Origin of the sequence: Bacillus sp. HY001 (assembly GCF_007558965.1) — a bacterium.
GTDB classification, from domain to species: Bacteria; Bacillota; Bacilli; order Bacillales; family Bacillaceae_G; genus Bacillus_A; species Bacillus_A mobilis.
The window spans coordinates 14,831-36,533 of sequence record NZ_VLTE01000049.1 but is presented as its reverse complement, the minus strand read 5'-3'; the positions used below and the strand labels follow the sequence as shown (position 1 = coordinate 36,533).

Annotated in this window: 19 protein-coding genes and 1 riboswitch; of the genes, 10 read left to right on the top strand and 9 right to left on the bottom strand. The window is 36.7% G+C overall.

The window, feature by feature from the left end; all coding sequences use genetic code 11:
- Positions 1 to 238: 238 nt before the first annotated feature.
- Positions 239 to 577: a winged helix-turn-helix transcriptional regulator gene (locus tag FOT98_RS21645; RefSeq protein ID WP_001059468.1), complete on the bottom strand. Its 339-nt coding sequence runs from the start codon at positions 575 to 577 to the stop codon at positions 239 to 241.
- Positions 578 to 742: 165 nt separating this feature from the next.
- Between FOT98_RS21645 and FOT98_RS21640 the strand changes: the two genes are divergently transcribed.
- Both FOT98_RS21640 and FOT98_RS21635 read left to right on the top strand, forming a co-directional pair.
- A complete protein-coding gene (locus FOT98_RS21640; protein WP_063263522.1) occupies positions 743 to 1,282 on the top strand; it encodes an ester cyclase in 540 nt (179 codons plus the stop codon).
- 23 nt (positions 1,283 to 1,305) lie between these two features.
- Positions 1,306 to 1,854 (top strand): NAD(P)H-dependent oxidoreductase, encoded by a 549-nt coding sequence (locus FOT98_RS21635; RefSeq protein WP_063263523.1) that lies wholly within the window; start codon positions 1,306 to 1,308, stop codon positions 1,852 to 1,854.
- An 18-nt stretch (positions 1,855 to 1,872) separates the two neighbouring features.
- Here the strand turns inward: FOT98_RS21635 and FOT98_RS21630 are convergent, their stop codons facing one another.
- Positions 1,873 to 3,612 carry an SgrR family transcriptional regulator gene (locus FOT98_RS21630; protein WP_063263524.1) on the bottom strand — a complete coding sequence of 580 codons (1,740 nt, stop codon included), beginning with the start codon at positions 3,610 to 3,612 and terminating at the stop codon, positions 1,873 to 1,875.
- A gap of 105 nt (positions 3,613 to 3,717) precedes the next feature.
- Between FOT98_RS21630 and FOT98_RS21625 the strand changes: the two genes are divergently transcribed.
- The gene (locus tag FOT98_RS21625) at positions 3,718 to 4,980 is read left to right on the top strand and encodes an MDR family MFS transporter (RefSeq protein WP_063263525.1); all 1,263 of its coding nucleotides are present in this window, start codon (positions 3,718 to 3,720) and stop codon (positions 4,978 to 4,980) included.
- 52 nt (positions 4,981 to 5,032) lie between these two features.
- On the opposite strand, the gene FOT98_RS21620 is transcribed toward FOT98_RS21625, so the two are convergent.
- The 4 genes from FOT98_RS21620 to FOT98_RS21605 form a co-directional block, all read right to left on the bottom strand.
- A complete protein-coding gene (locus tag FOT98_RS21620) occupies positions 5,033 to 5,236 on the bottom strand; it encodes a hypothetical protein (protein ID WP_063263526.1) in 204 nt (67 codons plus the stop codon).
- A 240-nt stretch (positions 5,237 to 5,476) separates the two neighbouring features.
- Entirely contained in the window at positions 5,477 to 5,992 is a 516-nt protein-coding gene (locus tag FOT98_RS21615; protein WP_063263527.1) for a type 1 glutamine amidotransferase domain-containing protein, read from the bottom strand.
- A 282-nt stretch (positions 5,993 to 6,274) separates the two neighbouring features.
- Complete coding sequence (locus tag FOT98_RS21610; protein WP_063263528.1) at positions 6,275 to 7,474, bottom strand: ABC transporter permease; 1,200 nt, start codon at positions 7,472 to 7,474, stop codon at positions 6,275 to 6,277.
- A 60-nt stretch (positions 7,475 to 7,534) separates the two neighbouring features.
- Positions 7,535 to 8,959, bottom strand: coding sequence for an amino acid permease (locus tag FOT98_RS21605; protein ID WP_016089172.1), 1,425 nt, complete (start codon positions 8,957 to 8,959; stop codon positions 7,535 to 7,537).
- A 146-nt stretch (positions 8,960 to 9,105) separates the two neighbouring features.
- Positions 9,106 to 9,292: riboswitch (Lysine riboswitch) on the bottom strand.
- Between the two features lie 408 nt (positions 9,293 to 9,700).
- Here FOT98_RS21605 and FOT98_RS21600 point away from each other — a divergent pair.
- Positions 9,701 to 10,792 (top strand): DUF3626 domain-containing protein, encoded by a 1,092-nt coding sequence (locus FOT98_RS21600; RefSeq protein WP_063263529.1) that lies wholly within the window; start codon positions 9,701 to 9,703, stop codon positions 10,790 to 10,792.
- A gap of 225 nt (positions 10,793 to 11,017) precedes the next feature.
- On the opposite strand, the gene gapN is transcribed toward FOT98_RS21600, so the two are convergent.
- Entirely contained in the window at positions 11,018 to 12,457 is a 1,440-nt protein-coding gene (gene gapN, locus FOT98_RS21595; RefSeq protein WP_061677872.1) for an NADP-dependent glyceraldehyde-3-phosphate dehydrogenase, read from the bottom strand.
- A 585-nt stretch (positions 12,458 to 13,042) separates the two neighbouring features.
- On the opposite strand from gapN, the gene FOT98_RS21585 reads away from it, so the two are divergent.
- The 5 genes from FOT98_RS21585 to FOT98_RS21560 all read left to right on the top strand — a co-directional run bounded on the left by FOT98_RS21585 (position 13,043) and on the right by FOT98_RS21560 (position 19,318).
- The gene (locus tag FOT98_RS21585; protein WP_063263530.1) at positions 13,043 to 14,803 is read left to right on the top strand and encodes an ABC transporter ATP-binding protein; all 1,761 of its coding nucleotides are present in this window, start codon (positions 13,043 to 13,045) and stop codon (positions 14,801 to 14,803) included.
- Positions 14,800 to 16,800, top strand: a complete 2,001-nt coding sequence (locus FOT98_RS21580) for an ABC transporter ATP-binding protein (protein ID WP_061677874.1) — start codon at positions 14,800 to 14,802, stop codon at positions 16,798 to 16,800. The genes FOT98_RS21585 and FOT98_RS21580 overlap by 4 nt, the downstream gene beginning before the upstream one ends.
- Positions 16,801 to 17,072: 272 nt before the next feature.
- On the top strand, positions 17,073 to 17,870 hold the full coding sequence (locus FOT98_RS21570; RefSeq protein WP_000732850.1) for an amino acid ABC transporter substrate-binding protein: 798 nt from the start codon (positions 17,073 to 17,075) through the stop codon (positions 17,868 to 17,870).
- Entirely contained in the window at positions 17,857 to 18,555 is a 699-nt protein-coding gene (locus tag FOT98_RS21565; protein ID WP_033655982.1) for an amino acid ABC transporter permease, read from the top strand. The genes FOT98_RS21570 and FOT98_RS21565 overlap by 14 nt, the downstream gene beginning before the upstream one ends.
- 28 nt (positions 18,556 to 18,583) lie before the next feature.
- The gene (locus FOT98_RS21560; RefSeq protein WP_061677875.1) at positions 18,584 to 19,318 is read left to right on the top strand and encodes an amino acid ABC transporter ATP-binding protein; all 735 of its coding nucleotides are present in this window, start codon (positions 18,584 to 18,586) and stop codon (positions 19,316 to 19,318) included.
- Between the two features lie 51 nt (positions 19,319 to 19,369).
- Here FOT98_RS21560 and sasP read toward each other — a convergent pair whose 3' ends face one another.
- Positions 19,370 to 19,573: a small acid-soluble spore protein, SasP family gene (sasP, locus tag FOT98_RS21555; RefSeq protein WP_000013339.1), complete on the bottom strand. Its 204-nt coding sequence runs from the start codon at positions 19,571 to 19,573 to the stop codon at positions 19,370 to 19,372.
- 401 nt (positions 19,574 to 19,974) lie between these two features.
- Between sasP and FOT98_RS21550 the strand changes: the two genes are divergently transcribed.
- Positions 19,975 to 20,220: a hypothetical protein gene (locus FOT98_RS21550; protein WP_061677876.1), complete on the top strand. Its 246-nt coding sequence runs from the start codon at positions 19,975 to 19,977 to the stop codon at positions 20,218 to 20,220.
- A 16-nt stretch (positions 20,221 to 20,236) separates the two neighbouring features.
- On the opposite strand, the gene FOT98_RS21545 is transcribed toward FOT98_RS21550, so the two are convergent.
- Complete coding sequence (locus tag FOT98_RS21545; RefSeq protein WP_063263531.1) at positions 20,237 to 21,697, bottom strand: YheC/YheD family endospore coat-associated protein; 1,461 nt, start codon at positions 21,695 to 21,697, stop codon at positions 20,237 to 20,239.
- Positions 21,698 to 21,703 lie beyond the last annotated feature (6 nt).

The following is a 21,703-nucleotide window of genomic DNA, read 5'->3' as shown; positions in this document are numbered from 1 at the left end:
CGAATTCAAGAAAAATTAAACCACCTATCCCCTAAAGAATTTAGGGAACAGATGGTTTAGGTGTTTTGATCGGTGTCCCGTTTTCGGGGTTCACTTCAGACGGTAAGGGGTTTTTGTTTTATCCCGCTTTAATGGGCAGTAAGACCCCCATCTCAAAATTCAGTGAAAGCAAAGAAGTTAGGTGGGGGTCGGGCTGCCCATAAAAGTCCGATTGGTGAGGGCTGATTAAAGTTTTACTTTATAAACTTAATCCAAACCGTTTTAATTCAATGAAAATCCCCTCTAATTGCTTTCCTTTATCCGTTAATGTGTACTCTACACGAGGCGGAACTTCTGGATATACTTTTCTCGTTATGATGCCTTGAGATTCTAATTCTTTTAGTCGAAGCGATAATGTTTTCGGACTAATCCCGTCCATTGATTTTTGTAAATCACTAAAGCGTAATGTTCCTTCGATAAGAAGGTCACGAATGATTAAAAATGTCCATTTTGTACGAATTACATCAAGCGTTTTAGCGATAGGACAAGGTATGCCAGGTAAACCTTTCGTTAATTCAACTGGATCTATATTGTTCATGGAACTAGCCTCCATAAAATTTTTTGAATGAATTTGCTTTATAGTATCACAAAAATATACTTTTGGTAACTATATGAAAAAAATATCACTACTTCCATTAAGGAAGTTAGTGCATATACAATAGCAATACGAAATACAAAGGGGTTAGATGAGGAGGTGATTTTCATGGAGATAAAAAAGTTGTTTGTATACTTTAGTTTGTTTGTTGTTTGCATTGTACTTGTAGCATGCGGCGTGGAAGAAAAAAAGGAAGTCCAGTTATTAAAAGAAATGCCAAAGCCAAAAGCAATGACAATTGATTCCTCACTAGGTCAAAAGGAAGCGACCGAAATGGTTCATGCAGCGCAGCGTTTTTATGCATTTTGGGATACAGGTAAAGAGGAACTTATTCCGCAGACTGTTACTGAAAATTTTTTCGATAATACATTGCCGAAAGGGCGATCACAAGGCACGGAAGGATTAAAGTTTGCGGCACAAAATTTTCATAAAGTCGTTCCTAATATACATTGCGAGATTGAAGATTTATTAGTCGCCGGGGATAAAGTAACAGCTCGTCTTTCTTTTACAGGAACGCACAATGATAAGAAAATCAATTTTTTTGCTATTGATATTTTACATGTGAAAGACGGAAAGATAACGGAAGACTGGCATTTAGAAGATAATCTTACGCTGAAACAGCAACTTGGGTTAATAGCTGAAGAGTAAATGATATAAGGGAGAGAAAAGCGATGAAAAATATATTCATTATAAATGGACATGAAAAATACGGCACAAAGGAAGGCAGATTAAATAAAGCGTTAGTTGATTATATGATAACAATATTAAGCGAGAATCATCATGTGAAAGTAACAACGATTCAAGATGGCTATAGTATTAAAGAAGAACAGGAGAAGTTTTTATGGGCTGATGTTGTCATTTATCAAACGCCGATTTACTGGTTTAGTGTACCAGGGTTATGTAAAACGTATATGGATGAAGTATATGAATACGGTTTATTCTTTAAAGGTGCTGATGAATATGGAACAGGTGGTTTATTAAAAGAGAAAGAGTATATGTTTTCTACAACTTGGAATGCACCTGAGAAAGCATTTGGGGATAAGACGAAGTTCTTTGAGGGAGAAAGTTTAGAGTCAACGCTTAGCCACTTACACCGCGTACAAAAGTTTCTCGGCATGAGTCCGTTAAAGAGTTTTGCTTGTTATGATGTGGTGAAGAATCCTACGATTGATACGTATTTAGAGAACTTAAAGAATCATTTAGAAGAAGTCATTCAATAATTAAAGCCATCCCCGTATTTAATGCGGGGATGGCTTTATCCATAACTTCGCAAAATTTGCCCAGCCGAATGAATCAATTGTTACGTTCTTTAAAGAAGAAGGATATGTTTTTCTTTTTAAAACGTGATAGTTAAATAAAATGATGTGTTCTGCTTGTAAAAATTCTTCGATTTCATACATGAGCTCATAGCGTTTTTCTTTATTTTCCTCTAATAAAAATGTATCAAGTAAACAGTTAATTTGTTTTTCATAGTGCGGGTCCATGAACCGATTTACGAAGCAACTTTTATTTTTAAACACATTTAAGAATGCGAGTTCATGATCGGCAGCAAATACTTCTCCCATGAAAATAATATCGGCGTGCTTATCGATAGAATGATCCATATAATCTGAAACGAGAAATGGATGAAGCTCTACGTGTATTCCTAATTGTTCACAACGTTCCTTTAAGAAATATGCATCATTTGCACTATCTTTAAATGCAAAGAAATAAATATGTATCGTTTCTCCATTATAGGTGCTCTTTATTAAATACTCTTTCGCTTTTTTTAAAGAGTAGGACCTTTTAGTAGCTTGGCGACTTCTTTCAGGGAAAAAGCTTGATGCGGCAATTGTTCGTCGGCCATCTATGCTATGAAGTATCGTTTCAACGTCATATAGTTCTCTCCAAGCTTTTCGAAAATACATGTCGTGATGAGGACCAGGTTTTGTAAAATTGAAGCTAGCATAAATACAACCTATTTCTTCTATTTGTATATCATGCCTTTCATTTTCCGCTTCATTTGGTAGTTCATAATCAGCATCGATTTGTACATGATCAGGAATACCCCAAAATTCAATACGGTCTAATAACGCGCGCTCTTTAAAATAATGGGTGAACGCTTCGAGTACGATATTGTCTTCCGAGTAATGAGCAAGTTTGAAAGGTCCAGTACCTATATAATGATGATTTTGAATACTAGCATCACGCGGCAAAATTGCTAGTTGCATGGAACTTACATAGTGTAAGAAAAATAAGTTGGGTTTTGCTAAATGGAATCGAATTTGCAGTGGTGATGGTGTTTCAATTTGAACAATTTCTTCTGTTAACCATTCGAAAGGAGAGTGAACTTGCTTTAATCGTTCAAATGAAAATTGTACATCTTTAGAAGTTAAAATTGTTTGGTTATGAAAATATATATCCTTTCGTAAATAAAAGGTCCACGTAAGTCCGTCTTCACTTAATTCCCAAGTATGTGCAATGTGTGGTTCCATCTTTTCAGTAACATCGTTATAAACGACTAACGTGTCAAAAATTTGACTCGTAAGATGGCTCTCTGTAGTTACAGCGACAAAAGCCGGATCTAATGGGAATATCTTTCTCGATATAGGAATTTTTAATATGTCGTACATATCATTTGAAGGTTCGTATCCAAAATGATGATGTAGTTTATTTTCTATCTTTTTTTGAAGTGCAAGAGGTAGCGGTTCTTTTAAGAGAAGAAAGATATCCTTTAATTTTTCTTGCGCTAACAGTTCATCGGTGTAGGATTCAATCGCTTCTACGAGACTATGTATAAATTGAATTTCTGTTTTATTCCCGCGGCCTCTCCCTGGAGTCCAGTGAATGAATTGCTCCTCGCTCATTTTCTTTAATAAAATTTTTACGTTTTTCGTACTGCAATATAAAATATCCGCTAATTCTTGTAAGCTATTTCGGATATGCTGTTGATCTTGTGCATGTAGTCTTAACCGAATGTAATAGTCCATGATTTTCATATATACACTTCCTTCTATTATAAAAGGGGAAACTCTTTAGAATATTCTAACCTTTTTCTTCCTCTTTTTCAAAGTAAAATAAGTAAGCATAAGGAGGGGAAAACAATGGGGTTTTGGAGTATGCATCGAAATATAAAAATTAGAATTATAACTTCGTTTTTAACACGTACTGTGTCCACGATGATTTTTCCATTTATGGCGATTTATTTTTCAATAAAATTAGGTAGTGCGATTGCTGGTGCGTTACTACTCATTAATGTCATAGCTTCATTAGTAATTGGTTTATACGGTGGATATGTGGGGGATCGGCTCGGGCGTAAAAAGGTGATGATTATCGGTCAAAGTATACAAGTCATTTCCATTGCTTGTATGGGGGTTGCGAATTCGGATTATGTAGACTCACCGTGGCTAACATTTATATTTATGTTAGTGAATAGTTTAGGATCTGGACTTATGAATCCTGCGACAGAGGCGATGTTAATTGATGTGAGTACACCGGAAAATCGAAAAGTGATGTACAGCATTAACTACTGGGCGATTAATTTATCCATTGCAATTGGAGCGATATTTGGCGGATTACTATTTGAGAACTATAGATTGCAATTGTTCATCGGATTAACAGTTATTGCAGTTATTACTTTATATGTGATGGCTGTATATATGGAAGAAGTGTATGTAGCACGAAAAACGGTGGAGAAGAAAAATGTATTAAAAGATATGGCAGATAGTTATAAAGTTGTGATGAGAGATAGAGCGTTTTTAATTTTTTGTGCAGCAAGTATATGCACATTATCTTTAGAGTTTCAGGTTAATAACTATTTAGGAGTACGTTTGCAGCAGGAATTTGAAACGGTGAACTTTTTATTCGGGAATGGTTTTACATTTGATTTAACAGGTATTCGAATGATGAGCTGGATTTCAGCAGAGAATACAATTTTAGTTGTTTTATGTTCGGCGCTTCTTATTAAAATGCTGAAACGCTTCAATGATTTGAAAATCTTATATGTAGGTTTATTTATTTATACGATTGGCTTTACAGTACTCGGAACGAGCAATAGTTTATGGATCTTATTAATCGCAGGGCTTTTCCAAACAGTAGGAGAGATGATGTATGTGCCAGTACGTCAATCTATTATGGCAGATATGGTGCCAAATGAGGCAAGAGGTTCATACATGGCGATTAACGGAATGGTCTTTCAAGTGGCAAAAATGAACGGGGCATTAGGTGTTATGATAGGTTCATTTCTTGCATCTTGGGGCATGAGTGCTCTGTACTTTATCGTTGGTATGAGCAGTATTTTATTATTTATGAAGGCGATAGGGAAAGAGAAGTATGAAGATGAAAGGGAAGTTTCTCAGATTGGATAAAACTATATGAAAAGCGAACCAGTTATACTGGGATTCGCTTTTTGTATAGTTTTTAGAACGGATCAACTTCAGCTAAATTTGGAGTAGTGTTAGGCTGTAGCAAAAGATTTTTTAACGTTCCTACTTCAGAAAGAGCTACTAATATGTAGCCACTAATCAGTACAATAAGCCCAATGACGCGTAACGTTTGTAAGCTCACTTCATTATTATTCATTTCCGTTGGATTTGGGGGCGTTGAAGGCGGATTGTTATTCATAAATAAGGCTCCCATCTTTTGTATTTATATATTTGTAAAATCATTATTTAACTTATGGATAGGAATCGTATAGTCATTTTCACTATATGAGAACTGCTTATGAAAAGTGATTAGAAGTTCTGGGGAGAGAAAAGAGGGTGTATGAAAAGATCATTAAAAATAAGGTTCTTTTTTGTTTTTCATACAAATAAAAAGATTAATCAAAGTAGCTAAATAGCTACTTTGATTAATCTTTAATAACTATCCCAATATACGCAATGATTCTTCAATAAACGCTGGGATATCCTCCGGTTGTCTACTTGTTACTAGCTGGTTTTGACATACGACAACCTCTTTGTCATGAAAATTTCCACCGGCATTTTTTAAATCGACCGCAATGGATTTATATCCAGTCACATCGCGTCCTTCAAGTGTTTGTGCAGTAATGAGTAATTGGGGTCCGTGACAAATAGCGAAAACAGGTTTTTTCGCATCCATAAATGCTTTACTAAAGCGAACAAAACGTTCATCTGCACGAAGTATATCTGGGGAAAATCCGCCTGGTATGAAGAGGGCATCAAAGTTCTCTGGAGAAACATCATCAATATGTTTATCAATTACGACTTTGCTTTTTTCTTGCTTACCGTGTACTGTTTTACCTTTTTCCATTTCAATAGTTGTTAATTCATATCCCTTTTGTTTAAATGCTTCTGCTGGCTCTGTGTATTCTGTGTCCTCGAAATAATCCGTTATTAAAATAGCAATTTTTTTACTCATTCTAATCCGCTCCTTACATTATATTATCGGTTTCAGAATCATCCTTGAGCAATGCCTTGTATAAAGTGAAACTTTAATTCATATTTTTTCATTCCCTCCAGTTTCTTTGCCCTGTTACTTTAATACATACCCTTTTTATTAGGACGTAAACATGTATTATCGTTTTTGTGTGTAAAATCATAAAATATCGGTTGTGCCGGTAATTCTTGTTTGGGGAAGAAAAATAAAAAAGCCAAGGAGATAATTTGTTTTCCCCTTGGCTTTTAAGATGATTTTTTTTCGTTAAAATGCGGAAATTCGTTGCTTTGTTTTTGGTACAATAATAAATTTGATCCAGAGTAACCCGACAATCATAATGATAAGGCTATGCAAAAGTTGACCTGTAGCAATGAGTATAACAATTGAAAATACAATGAGTTGCATGCTTAGTAATATAAAGATTAAGCGAAGAAATTGATTCATTCGTTTTTCAGTATTAATTGGATATAATGCTACGATAATATTTCCCGAAAAATATTTCCACAGGGAACGGAGCTGCATAGAAATCATATATAGGACGATATATGCGATAGCGCCTTTTACGTATATGTTTGGTATAAAATATAAGGCGAAGGCACCGATTAATCCTAAGCGAATATATATACCGAAATAATCATTCCCGCGTAAAAATGCGAGTGTATGTAAATAGAAGAAAGTTGCTCGCTTTTTATGTAATAAAGGTTCAATCCAATTTGTAAGCCATTTTCTTTTATTTACTTGCTTATTCAGTTGTGGAACATCGGTGAAAATGCTCGCAAATTGATAAAAACGAACGTTCATTTTTTCTTCTTGTTCGATTATGTAATCCCACGGTATTCGTTTTGTAGGCTGTTTTTTCGTATATAGAAGCAGGAAAGCAAGTAATAAGAGCAATCCGCCTAATATGAGAACATGTGCCGAGTAAAATAGCATGTAAATGATTAGGGCGTTACAAGCGATACGAATAATGAACCATATATTTTTTTCATGACTATCACGCCACATCCAATGTATGTACATATTCCAAGCTTTCGTAATCATTAAAACGATAAAGATTGTACATAAGAAAGGTACAGTTAATTTTAATGATTGCAGGGCAAGTGGAACGAGAATAAGGAACGTAAATAATAATGGGAAAAGCTGAATGATGTAATTGTATAGAAGAGATTTTTTAAAATAAGATGTTAGTTTCTCTTCTAATGCAAGCAAATAGACAGCATCAGGTTTTTGAATAAATGTACGGATCGGGCATCTCGTTATAATGAATGTAAGTACAATCGTGATGAGTAGTAAAGCTATTTCTTTAGAAGGAGATGCTTTTAGAAACTGAGCATAGTAGTATGCGCCAACGCATGAAATAAAGATAAAGCTATATAGTAAACCGTTAATCATACGTGCAAAGTATGTAATGATATTTTGCATATGTTGTTGGAAACGACTGCTCCATAGTGATTCGATTGACATGTTTTTCACCTCTTTGTTCTATTATATATGTTTTATAAAAGAAAAAACGAGCAAATTGCGTTATGCAACTTGCTCGTTTTTCTTTTCGTTATTTTTTTTCTGATCACGATTCATTAATGGATAGAAGGCAAAGCCGATTACGAATAAACCAATTCCGAGAAGGAACGTTTTTATATCGGATGCACCGGTTTTAATAACCCATAGTGCGTAGCAAAGTGCGATCACTGCGACTATACCATCTGTAATTCTTGCCCGCATTTCATTTTTATATGTTTCACCAGTTGCGACTAGTTTTAACTGGAAGATTGGTGAAACGAGATATGGAATGAGGTAGGCCAGTGTTGATACGGTAATAACGAATGTATAAGCTTCCGCAATAGTTCCTGATAATGTTGAGAATAAGAACACTTGCGACATAATGTTTGTTAATCGTAATGAGTAAATTGGACTTCCTTTTTTATTTGTTTTCGTGAAGAAGGAAGGGAAGAAACCTTCTTTTGCTGCTTGATACGGTACTTCTGAGCTTAATAAAATCCAGCCTAAGATAGAACCGAATAGGGAAGTAAGAGCAAGTAATGCCATCAGTTTCCCGCCGCCATGACCCATTGCAGCATTTAATGCATCTGCTAATGGACGTTCAGAAGCTTGTAATTTATCAACGTGAAGTACCCCCATTGTTAAAATGGTAATTCCTAAGTAAATCGCAACTGTAATAAGTAATCCTGCAACTGTTGCGCGTTTTACTGTTTTAGGAGAGGTAGCACGGTTTGATAAAAGTACTGCCGATTCAATTCCGATAAATGCCCAAAGCGTTGTAAGAGCAGCTAAGTTTACTTGTGAAAGAAGGCCGTGTGATACACCTGATTTATCGATCATCGGTGTGTACCATTGTCCAAACTTAGAAGCTTCGAATGCAAATAACGTAACGACGATGAATAAAAGGAATCCAGTTACTTTCGTTGTTGTTGCTAAGAAGTTCAGCTTTCCAGCTCCGCTTACACCGTTTGTTAATATAATATGAGTTCCCCAAAGTAAGATGGAACAAATCGTAAATGTAATTAGTTTTCCGACTTCTATGTTAAAAGAACCGATTGAAAATAGTAGTCGTGTATCTTTCATAATTGGGAAGAAGAGTGATAAATATCCCGCGAAAGATGTAATGATGGCAACGTTACTTGCCCAGTTTGCAACCCAATATCCCCATACCATACTGAAACCAGCCATTTTTTTCTTTTTTGGTGATGAGAATAAAGCATATGCATGACTTTGTGGTCCTGTCGTTAAATCAGGACGACGAATTGCTAAATTACCGAAAACAAGAGCTAGCATTAAAACACCAAACCCTGTTGTTAACCAAGCTAAAGTGACACCGAGAGGGCTTGCTGTTTGTGCCAACGTACTTGGCACCATGAAAATCCCAGCGCCAACCATGTTACCGACAACGAAAGCTGTTAGTACCCAAAAGCCCCATTTTTTTTGTTGCATAGAAAATACCTCCAAAGTTAGTATAACCAAGTCAAGCGAGGAGATATGTATGTCTTCTTAGTAGAGAAGAGAAGTCCCAAACAAAACAAAAAAAGCACGTAATTTGCCGCTACATGCTTTCTATCTTATAAGAAACCCACGACATACCTCTCGATAGCTCTCCACAAACGAAACGTTTCGTTTGTGACAGTTCTGCACTTATTAAATGCAGACCCAGCAAGTGTGCATGGTGGACACGACTTACTTCGGCAATCATTCCTTTCTCATTCCTTCATCAATGCCACTACATCTCCTGAAATGATACTCTTAATGACTGCAACCTCTACCTCACCGAGATACGAATGAGGATTTAAATATTAAATTAACGTATTTAAGAGTAACAAATGAATTTTTATACGTCAATGGATATAGTAATAATCAGATTATAGAGAAGAGTTTGTGATTAAAAGAGAGTCAGGAAGGGCTGGAGCGTTTATTAGTTGTGCAGAGGAAATAGCGACAGAGTGAAGCACAATTTTACCCCGCATTAATGGGCAGCCCGATTGGTGAGGGCTAATAATCAGTGGGGGATGAAGAAAACCCCCACTGATTAAAGTTTCACTTTACAGCACAAAGAATTTTGTCTGAAAATCTTAATCCGAAGCATCGATTTTTTTAAACAGGCTTCGTTTGAGAAGAAGGAAAGATTAAGCCTTTCATTGAAATGATTAAGGTCATTTCAATGAAAGGAGAGGTTTGATTATGGAATTATCAAGATCTCAATTATGTGCTTTAGAGTACATTTCAAAATATGCAGAGAACGAAAAACATGGGGCTAAAGCAACAATTAACCATATATTGAAAATGTCTAATATTACTGATGAAATGTTTGAAGAAGCTGTCGTTCATTTAAAATCAAATGCGAGGATTGCTTTACACTTTCATCCAGACAGATTAGATTCGAATATGAAAAATATTGCTGAAGCACTGTTTGAGCAAGGAATATATAAAAGTCAGTTTGAAACATTGCTATCTAATGGGAGTGTATCTGCTTATCCTGGTGGTGAACGTGACCTTTGGGAGCAGAGAATATTTGGAGGCGCATATCAATTGGAAGGCGTAACGAATAATGAACGGCCTAAATATGGGGCGCTAAATGTAATGTTACATCCAGATGGACCTGCCCCGCGCTTTGGATCATGTTATTTTCTCTTATCTCCAAAAGTTTCTTATCGTTCTACATATACGTATTTAGATTCGCATCAAGATCCAAAAGAAAAGGGTACTTATGAAGAGTTTGATATGATTTTAGCTGCTCTTTTGGAAGAGACATTCGTAAGAGATTTTGCAATTGGGGAAGAGAATTTGACTCCAACAAGACTCATTCATCATTTACTAGCTAACCTGGAAAGGCCGTTTATAGATGTAGTAAACAAAGAGTCAGCTCGTAATCTTAATCATTATATTGAAGCACAGATTCATGGAGATATTTCTCTTAAAGAAGATGTGGAAGCACTTGTTGTAGATCCTTCATTTAAAGGTACGAAGGTAGGTAGAACTTTAGAAGAAATTTGTCTGAAGTATTCTATTGATTTGTATTGGCACAAGGGTTTTGTACTGATGGTAGATGAAGTTCCAATGGATTTTAGAGGGTCAAAAATGCCATCTTTGGCAAGGCGCATTGCACGAAATAATTGTATTGATGCGCATATAATTGGCTCAGCTGTAGTGGATTTGAAAAGGAATCCACTATCCTGGAGTAATCGCGGAACATATGAAGAAGTGCTTCAGGAATTAAAATTATTATGGCATGTTTTAGTTCGATTTGGAAAACCAAATCGGAATTTGAAATAAATAAGCTATTATTTTTGGAAGGATGTATATAAAGTGAAACTTTAATCAGTGGGGGGGGCTTCATCCCCCACTGATTATTAGTTGAACCAATCGGACTTTTATGGGCAGTTGATCCCCCGCTTAAATTCTTTGCTTTCGCTGAATTTTGAGGTGGGGGTCTTATTGCCCATTAAAGTGGGATAAAAAGAAGCTGATCCAAAACTAGATCAGCTTCTACATATAAGATTAAACTAAGTTTAATACAGTTACTTTTTCACGTGTCATAGACTCAAGGCTCTTGCGAATACCTTGTGCGCCCATACCTGAACCTTTTACACCGATGAATGGGAAGTGGTCAGGGCCGCGCTCTGTGCGTCCGTTAATTTGAACAGAACCAGTTTCGATTTTGTTAGCAATTGCAAATGCTTTGTTAATGTCTTTTGTGAAGACACTTGCTTGCAAGCCGAACTCTGATTTGTTAGCAATTTCAATTGCTTGCTCATCTGAAGAAACACGGATGATTGGAAGGATTGGGCCAAATGGCTCTTCCCAAGCAACTTTCATTTCTTCTGTTACGTGGTCGATTAATGTTGGGTAAATTAAGTTACGCTCACGTTTGTTACCGATAACGATTGTTGCACCTTTTTCAACAGCGTCGTCAACTAAACCTTGAACGAAGTCAGCAGACTTGTCGTCGATTAATGGAACGATTGTGCTGTCTTGTTCTGGAGAGCCAACTGATAGCTCAGCTACTTGCGCTTTTAATAAGCTAACAAGCTCGTCCGCTACGTTTTCGTGTACAAGTACACGTTTAATAGCTGTACAACGTTGACCAGAGTAAGAGAATGCACCGCTTACGATATGGTTTGCAGCATCTTGTAAGTCAGCATCTTCACGAACGATACCAGGGTCTTTACCACCAAGTTCTAATACAAGTGGAATCATTGCAGCTTTTTTCGCTAAATGTTTACCTGTGTTTGTACCGCCTGTGAACGATACCATATTGATGCCTTCGTGTTCTACTAAGTAGTCACCAATTACAGAACCGCGTCCTGTCGCTACGTTTACAAGACCTTTTGGAAGGCCAGCTTTATGAAGTGCTTCCACCATTTTAATACCACTAATTGCACCTTGAGTTGCTGGTTTGAAAATAACAGCGTTACCCATAATTAATGCTGGTGCAAGTTTTGCAGCAGATAAGTTTACTGGGTAGTTAAATGGTGCGATTGCTAATACAACACCAAGTGGTGCGCGTTGGATGATTGCAAGTTTAGATTTCGTTCCGCCAGGGAAGCTATCGCCCATCATGCTTTCTCCGTGCATATGTAGAGCTTCTTCAATTGTGTAACGAATGAAATCAGCTGTACGAACAACTTCTTTCTTCGCATCTTTATAGCCTTTACCGACTTCTTTCATAATGATATCGGCAATTTCATCTTGCATATTTACGAGCTCATCAGCCCATTTATATAAATATTTTGCGCGATCTTGTAGAGAAGCTTCTGCCCATGATTTTTGAGCTTCTTTTGCAGATGCAATTGCTTCATCTACTTCTCCGCGAGTAATTGCTTGTACTTGTCCAATTACTTCGTGTAAGTATGGAGATGGAATTTCGATTGTTTCTCCTGAAGAGCTTTCTCTCCATTCTCCGTTTAAATAAAATTTGTACGTATTGCTAGTTGTCATGATTAGTCCTCCTAAAATAGCAACTTGTAAGAGTGAGTATAAGGTGATTGTAGGGGGTTTGATAACATTTTTCAAATGAAATGTTTGTGAAAACGATTTCTTATTCTTTTTTTATTTTGTATGCCCTTTCTTACAGAAGATTCTCTTATTTCGAACGGATGTAGCGTGTGTTTTTATTCAGTGTGTAAAAAAATAATTGACAGAATACTCAATAAAGTTGTAAGATTATAAATGGAAAATAAATGAAGGGGGTGTGCGTAATGATTGTAATCGTAAATGTAATGGGCTTAGCTCTGTTAAATGGCAGAAGACATTCATATCATTACGCAACCCGTACGGATATATAGGGCATCTTTGTCTTATAAAAAGCGTACGTTGCGTATATCGTAACGTACGCTTTTATGCATTTCTGTGCATATCGTCAAGCGGCGGTATGCTTTTTTTTGTTTTCCACGTTACTATATAAAAATTTGGAAGGTGGAAAAATGTGATGAGATTGTATGGATTACGAAATGTAAATGTGATGGGTCTGGATAGTGGGTAAAGAAATGAGAGGGAAACGAGCACGAGAAGGGAGAGGTTACATTGTTATCAGTATTACTAAAGTTAAAATGGTTTTTTAAAGAGCATTGGAAGAGATATAGTATCGCCATTGGAGCTCTTTTAATTGTAAATATAGTTGAAGTTATTCCCCCGAAAGTGTTAGGGGTTACGATTGATAACATAAAAACAGGAACGTTATCGAACGAAGCAATTATGCAATCAATTCTTATTTTAATAGGGGTTACGATCGTTGGATATGGTCTTACTTTCGTTTGGCAACATCAGTTGTTTGGGGGAGCATTCGTACTGGAGAAGACGATGCGCTCTAAATTTATGGGGCATTTACTTAAAATGACACCGACGTTTTATCAAAAGAATCGTACTGGTGATTTAATGGCGAGAGCGACAAATGATTTAAAAGCAATAGCTATGACAGCCGGTTTCGGTATATTAACGCTCGTAGATTCGAGTTTATATATGCTTACGATTGTCTTTATGATGGGGTTTACAATTAGTTGGGAGCTTACACTTGCGGCACTTATACCGCTTCCGATTATGGCGTATGCGATGAATATATATGGAAAGAAATTGCATGAAAGATTTACAGTTGCGCAAGATGCGTTCGGTGATATGAACGATAAAGTATTAGAATCAATTGCTGGCGTGCGCGTGATTCGTGCATACGTACAAGAGAACGCAGATCAGGAAAGATTTCATCATTTAGGAGATGACGTCTACGAAAAAAATATGAAAGTAGCTAGAATCGATGCATTATTCCAGCCAACTGTGAAAATGCTTGTTGGTCTTAGTTATTTAATTGGTTTAGTGTATGGCGCGTATCTTGTATTTCAATCAAAGGTAACACTTGGTGAACTTGTTTCATTTAACGTTTATTTAGGGATGATGATTTGGCCGATGTTTGCAATTGGCGAATTAATCAATGTTATGCAACGAGGAAATGCTTCACTCGACCGTGTGAATGAAACGTTAGCGTATGAACCAGATGTAAAGGATCCGAAAAATCCAAAGCTTGTACAAGAGCCGGATTATATTCAGTTTGATGACGTTACCTTTTCATATCCTTCATCAACTGAAACAAATTTAAAAAAGGTTTCATTTACATTAAAACAAGGGGAAACGCTTGGAGTTGTTGGAAAAACAGGAAGCGGAAAAACGACGCTCGTACGTCAGCTTCTTCGTCAATATCCGCTTGGAGATGGGGATATTGCAGTCTCTGATGTGACTTTAGATAACATAACGAATGAAAATGTACTCGGCTGGATTGGGTATGTACCTCAGGAACATATTTTGTTCTCAAAAACAGCGAGGGAAAATATTTTGTTCGGGAACCGAGATGCGACGGAAGAAGAACTCGAGAAAGCGATTGAAATTGCGGCGTTTACAAAGGATTTAGAGTTTTTACCAGAAGGGTTAGAAACGCTCGTTGGAGAGAAGGGTGTTTCTTTATCAGGAGGGCAAAAACAAAGGATTTCAATTGCGCGAGCTGTGATTCAAAATCCAGAAATTTTAATTTTGGACGATTCTTTATCAGCTGTTGATGCCCGTACGGAAGCAGCGATTATTGAAAATATAAGAACAGAAAGAAGCGGGAAAACGACAATTATTACGACGCACCGTTTATCAGCTGTACAACATGCGGATTGGATTCTCGTTATGGATGAGGGCGAAGTAATGGAAGAAGGTACGCATGATCAGCTTATTAAAAGCGGAGGCTGGTATGCTGAGCAGTTCGAAAGACAACAAGGGGAAAGTGAAAGTGCGGATAGTGGGGTGAAAATATGAGCGTTTCAAAACGATTGTTTCAATACGCGATGAAAGTGAAAGGGACGATATTTGCAGCGATGCTAATGTTATTTATTTTCGTCATCGCAGAGCTTGCTGGTCCTTTCGTCGCAAAAACGATGATTGACGATCATATCGTTGGAATCGAGAAACCTTGGTATGAAACAGAAAAGAGTGAAGAGGCTGTTCCGTATAACGGTACCTTTTATAAGCGAAGTGATCGCTTTGAACAAGGTGAGAAAAAAGGAAAAGAAGTACGCGTGATGCAAGTTGGTTTTCAATATTACTTTGTGCCGAATAAAGTGAATGCTGAAGGGTCACGTACTGTAAAAGGTGATATGATTACCGTTCAAAATGGTAAGGCGGTGCAAGTGTATAAAGCGAAAGCATTAACGAAAGAAGAAGTATTTGCGTTTTATAAACCAGAAATAAACCGTCTACTTCTACTTGGTGGTGGCTATTTCGCTTTATTAGTAGTCGTTTCATTATTTGCATACGGAAAGCAATTTTTCTTACAGAAGGCAGCGAACAAAATTATTCAAATTATGAGGGAAGATGTCTTTTCTCATATTCAAACGTTGCCGATTCGGTATTTCGATCATTTACCAGCAGGGAAAATTGTATCGCGTGTCACGAATGATACGGAAGCCATTCGGGATTTATATGTAACGGTGCTTGCGACATTCGTTTCTAGTATCATTTATATTATCGGGATATTTGCGGCATTATTTTTACTCGATGTAAAATTGGCGACGTTATGTTTACTTATCATCCCAATTTTAATCGTTTGGGCAATTCTTTATAGAAAGTATGCGTCTGTATACAATCATAAAATGCGTTCACGTTTATCTGATATTAACGGAACAGTGAATGAATCCATTCAAGGAATGCCAATTATTCAAGCGTTCCGTCAAGAGCGTGAAACGAAGAAAGAGTTTGAAGAATTAAATGGCGATTATTTTAAGTATCAAAATAAAATTTTAAATTTAAATGCAGCAACTTCGCATAACTTAGTGTCTGTATTAAGAAATATCGCTTTCACAGGTGTGATTTGGTATTTCGGTGGTGCTTCATTAAGTGCTTCAGGTGTCATTTCTTTAGGGATACTGTATGCGTTCGTTGATTATTTAACACGATTGTTCTCTCCGATTACAAATATGGTAAATCAGCTTGCTAACTTAGAACAATCGCGCGTTGCATCAGAACGTGTTTTTGAATTGTTAGAGGAAAAAGGGGAAGCGGTAGAAGAGGAACGTATGCCTCGCTTACAAGGAAATGTGAAGTTTGATAATGTGTCGTTTTCTTATAATGGAAAAGATGAAGTGTTAAAAAATATTTCTTTTGAAGCGAAACAAGGCGAGACAGTAGCGCTTGTCGGTCATACGGGATCAGGAAAAAGTTCCATTATGAATGTACTTTTCCAGTTTTATGAGTTTGAAAAAGGAAAGCTTACGATTGACGGTCACGATGTAAAAGAGATGCCGAAACAAGCAACTCGTGAACATATGGGAATCGTACTACAAGATCCGTTTTTATTTAGCGGAACAGTGGCATCTAATGTTAGCTTAGAGAATGAAAACATTTCAAAAGATCGCATCGTAAAAGCATTGCGAGATGTTGGTGCTGAAAGATTTGCGAACAATATAAATGAAGAAATTACGGAGAAAGGAAGTACACTTTCAACCGGAGAACGTCAGCTTATATCGTTTGCTAGGGCACTTGCTTTTGATCCGGCCATTTTAATTTTAGATGAAGCGACATCTAGTATTGATACGGAGACAGAAGCGATGATTCAACAAGCGTTAGAAGTTGTGAAAAAAGGGAGAACGACATTTATTATTGCTCACCGTCTTTCAACAATTAAAAGCGCAGATCAAATTATTGTGCTTGATAGAGGAACGATTTTAGAAAAAGGCTCTCATGATGAGCTAATGAAAAAGCGTGGGCGTTATTACGATATGTACAAAACGCAAATGGAAGGTAATCAGAGCGCTTAATAGGTATGGAGGAGAACTTGTGATTTTCACAAGTTCTTTTTTTAGTGAATCAGGGCAGTTAAATAAGAAGTATTGTTTTACCTTTTTCTTTATAAATGCTATATTAAAAAATGTTACTTATTTTTTGTATGTAGCGTTATTTTCCCCTTTTGTTTGATTATGAAGAAAAAGGATAAACTAAATAAGAACATTTTCATTGAAAAATTGTTCAAGATTGCATACAATCAATATAGTTTTTAAATTCCTATCAGAATACTTGGAGGATTACCATCATGAAAAAATTATTTTCAGTACTTGCAGTAACTACATTAGCGATCGGGATTGTAGCGGGCTGCGGTAAAGAAGAGAAAAAAGATACAGCTAGTCAAGATGCGTTACAAAAGATAAAACAAAGTGGTGAACTTGTAATTGGAACAGAAGGTACATATCCACCGTTCACATTCCACGATTCAAGCAATAAATTAACTGGATTTGATGTTGAATTAGCAGAAGAAGTTGCAAAACGTTTAGGTGTAAAACCTGTATTTAAAGAAACACAATGGGATAGCTTACTTGCTGGTCTAGATGCAAAACGTTTCGACATGGTCGCGAATGAAGTTGGTATTCGTGAAGATCGTCAAAAGAAATATGATTTCTCTAGCCCATACGTTTCATCTTCAGCGGTATTAGTTATTGCAAAGGATAAAGATAAACCAGCTACATTTGCTGATGTAAAAGGATTAAAAGCAGCACAATCTTTAACAAGTAACTATGCGGATATTGCTAAGAAAAATGGCGCAGAAATTACGAATGTAGAAGGCTTTAGCCAAGCAGCAGAATTGTTAAACACTGGCCGCGTTGATTTCACAATTAATGATAAATTATCAGTGTTAAACTACTTAGAAACGAAAAAAGATGCAAAAATTAAAATTGTAGATACAGAAAAAGAAGCGTCACAAAGTGGATTCTTATTCCGTAAAGGTAGCGACAAGCTAGTACAAGAAGTAAATAAAGCGTTAGAAGATATGAAAAAAGACGGTACGTATGACAAAATAGCGAAAAAATGGTTCGGCGAAAATGTATCTAAGTAGTGCGTTGGTTTCAGATCGATTGTCTACTTGGATAGATATTATGCAGTCTTCCTTCATGCCTATGCTGAAGGAAGCTGTGTTTACGACAATTCCATTAACGCTTATTACATTTATTATCGGGATTATACTTGCGACGTTAACGGCGCTTGCACGTATTTCAGGTAGTCGTATTTTACAATGGATTGCTCGTATCTATGTATCTATCATTCGCGGAACGCCACTTCTTGTACAATTATTTATTATTTTCTATGGTCTTCCAACTCTTAATATTGAAGTTGAGCCATATACAGCAGCAGTTATTGGATTTTCATTAAATGTCGGTGCATATGCATCTGAAATTATTCGTGCTTCAATTCTTTCCATTCCGAAAGGGCAGTGGGAAGCAGCTTACACAATTGGAATGACGTATCCGCAAGCGCTAAAACGTGTTATTTTACCGCAAGCGACGCGCGTATCGATCCCGCCGCTTTCGAATACATTTATTAGCTTAGTGAAGGATACTTCATTAGCATCGTTAATTTTAGTAACAGAAATGTTCCGAAAAGCGCAGGAAATTGCGGCAATGAACTACGAATTTTTAATTGTTTATTTCGAAGCAGGTCTTATTTATTGGGTAATTTGCTTCTTATTATCTATCGTGCAACAAATATTAGAAAAACGTTCAGAACGTTACACTCTAAAATAACCCTTTCATAAAAGGAGTTTTTGTTTTTATGATTTCAATTCAACATTTACAAAAAAGTTTCGGAGATAATACCGTACTAAAGCATATAGATTTATCAGTTGAGAAGGGGGAAGTTGTTGTTATTATCGGACCATCTGGATCTGGTAAAACGACATTCCTGCGTTGTCTCAATGTGTTAGAAACACCGAACGCTGGTAATATTCGTATCGGTAATAAAGAGCTCGATTTCTCTCAAAAAGTATCGAAGAAAGATATTGTTAACCTTCGTACGCAAACAGGTATGGTCTTCCAGCACCATAACTTATTTCCACATTTAACAGCACTTCAAAATGTCATGGAAGGGCTCGTTACAGTGAAAAAGATGGGGAAAGAAGATGCGAAGAAGAAAGCAAACTATTTCCTTGAAAAAGTTGGTCTTGCGGATAAAGTAGACTTATATCCGTTCCAATTATCAGGCGGACAACAACAGCGCGTTGGAATTGCTCGCGCGCTTGCGATGGAGCCGGAAGTGTTACTATTTGATGAGCCAACGTCAGCGCTTGATCCTGAACTCGTTCAAGAAGTTCTGAAAGTAATGAAAGAACTTGCGAAAGAGGGCATGACGATGGTGATTGTAACGCACGAAATGCGCTTTGCACATCAAATTGCGAACCGTGTTATTTTCATGGATGGCGGTGTCGTTGTCGAACAAGGCACACCAGAAGATGTATTTACAAATCCAAAAGAAGAACGCACGAAGAAGTTTTTACAAATGTTGCAATAAATGAAGGAAGGTCTCAAGGCATATGCCTTGAGACCTTTTTGCCATATATATTTATTTTTGGAATCCGCCAAGGCTTTGCTCAGCCATTGCAACTAGACGTTTTGTAATTTCTCCACCAACTGAACCGTTAGCACGAGCCGTAGAATCTGCTCCTAATTGTACACCAAATTCTTGAGCGATTTCGTACTTCATTTGGTCGATTGCTGCTGTTGCTCCTGGTACTACTAATTGATTTGAAGAATTTTGGTTTGCCATAGGAATATATCCTCCTTAGAGTTATAAAAATTTTTTTTGGTTGGACTAGCTGGATTTGAACCAGATTATCGCCCCGTTTGGCGCTAATCCATCGGTAATTAAGTTTGTACTCATAGTATGGATGTTACCTAGAAAGATATACGAAATAATAATTTGTAAATTTTGTAAAAAAATATTAGTGATTTCGTAAAGTATGAAATAAGAGTAATCGTTGTATTTTTTAGAAAGAAGGCTAAACTAAGAGCGATTTGAAATATGTTTTTTGTTTGTATCCCGCTATTGTGGGGCAAATCATTAACTTTATAGTTCTATTTTGAATAGGAGTGGAACAAAATGCTCCTATGCACGGCTTGATGCTCTCTTCAATCAGCTTGTAAATGATAATGCATGGAGGAATCGTGATGGGAATTTGCCCGCTTTGCAACGCATTAGAATCACAAACATATTCTTGTCAAAATTGCGAAGGTATACTCCAAGATTATGGGAAAACTGTAGATTACATAGACGATTATAGTGCGTATATGGATCAAGAATTATTAAGTGCAGTAGATGGTTTAACGCATAGTAATTCACAAGAGTATTGCAATCATGTTTTTTATTGCGGGATATGTAATGTGGAAACAGAAGTTGTAGTAAAACTTGTGTAAATAGAAAACTTCCACCTTATGAATGAGGTGGAAGTTTTTGTTTTCGTATTTGTGAGTGAATCATAGGGGAAGGGATATGTTCGGTGTTTGAGGGAGCCTCTGATTTTATTTGAGACATTTTTTCTTTTGCATCGCGCAAAGAATGTTCAGTTAAGTAGATGGCATATTCGTAAAATAATTGGCGCGTCAGTTCACTTTGTTCTTTTAACTTTTCATCTTGGAATACAGTTCGCCCGGGTTTAGAGTTTGCTTCAAAGAGCCACGGGTTTTCCTGCGTGTCTAAACCGATATCAAAACCAATTTCTCCAATATTTCCGATTACTTGTTCATCAAGCGCGTAACTGATTTGTAAGGCAGTTTGTTTTAATTTATTTTCAATTTGAACTTGTTTCGTTGAATCAGGAAAAAGTTCTTGTAGTAATTTTGTATCGCCACCGCTATTTACATGTGTTGTTAAGCTACCTTTGCCAGCAATTTTTGCAACGATTGCACTGACAATCCATTGACCGAAATGATTTTTATTTGTATGAATGCGGAAATCAACCGGTTGCCCATCGAAGCGAAGTAAGGAAATACCTTGTTGTACGATAAACTTTTTTAAATCATGTCCTTTTAATACATGGTTCAGAAGCGTTTCTAATGATTGATACTTTCTTAGTTTGTTTTCTTCATTTTCGCGATAACGACAGTAGTAGCAATTCTCTGCTTGAGAATAAAATAGTTGGTGAATATTTCTCCCGAAGCTGCCGTGAATTGGTTTCATGTAAATCGATTTATACGTACCGAGAAACCGCTCTACTTGTTCGAAGTGTTGAAATGTTTCTGTGTTCGGTAAGAATGGCATAATGGACTCATCTTTCATAAGAAGTTGATGCACTTCCCATTTATTAAAAAATCCTGGATTAAACCATGGAATCGCATAGTCATGCTCTAATTTTCTTTTTGCTCTTACAATTGGTTTATAATTTTCGGCTTTCCGATTTGGTAAGCGGTCATAAATGACATTCGGGAAAGGTACTTTTTTCTTGATCCATTGTTCCTCTTGAAAAAAATAGCCTTCAATTGTTTCATCTTCCCAGTTTATATGTTGCACACCAAAAACGAATACAAATGGTCGCAAGGTGAATGGCGGCGTTAGTAACTCGCCAAGAGAAGTTGAACGGTTTCCTAAAGGGTTAGAAGAGTCATCGTTAAAACCAGTTGTGAAAATCCCGATTAATGGTCCGAAAATAATTGTTTCATTTTGCGTGAATGCATGGATAGTAGTGGAATGAGGAAGCAAAAGTTTCTCTGCAATTTGTTGTCCGATAATGATTTCACGAGTAAAGGAATAATGAATTTTTACCTCTTCACTTGCAACATGGCGTACGCCGAAGGAAAGGGATGTAATGGGTGGTGTAATGGAAAAAATATAAGGTAAAGTAATGCTATTTGGATGCTCATCTGAAATATTTAACGTATATATGTGCTCTTTCAAAATGGG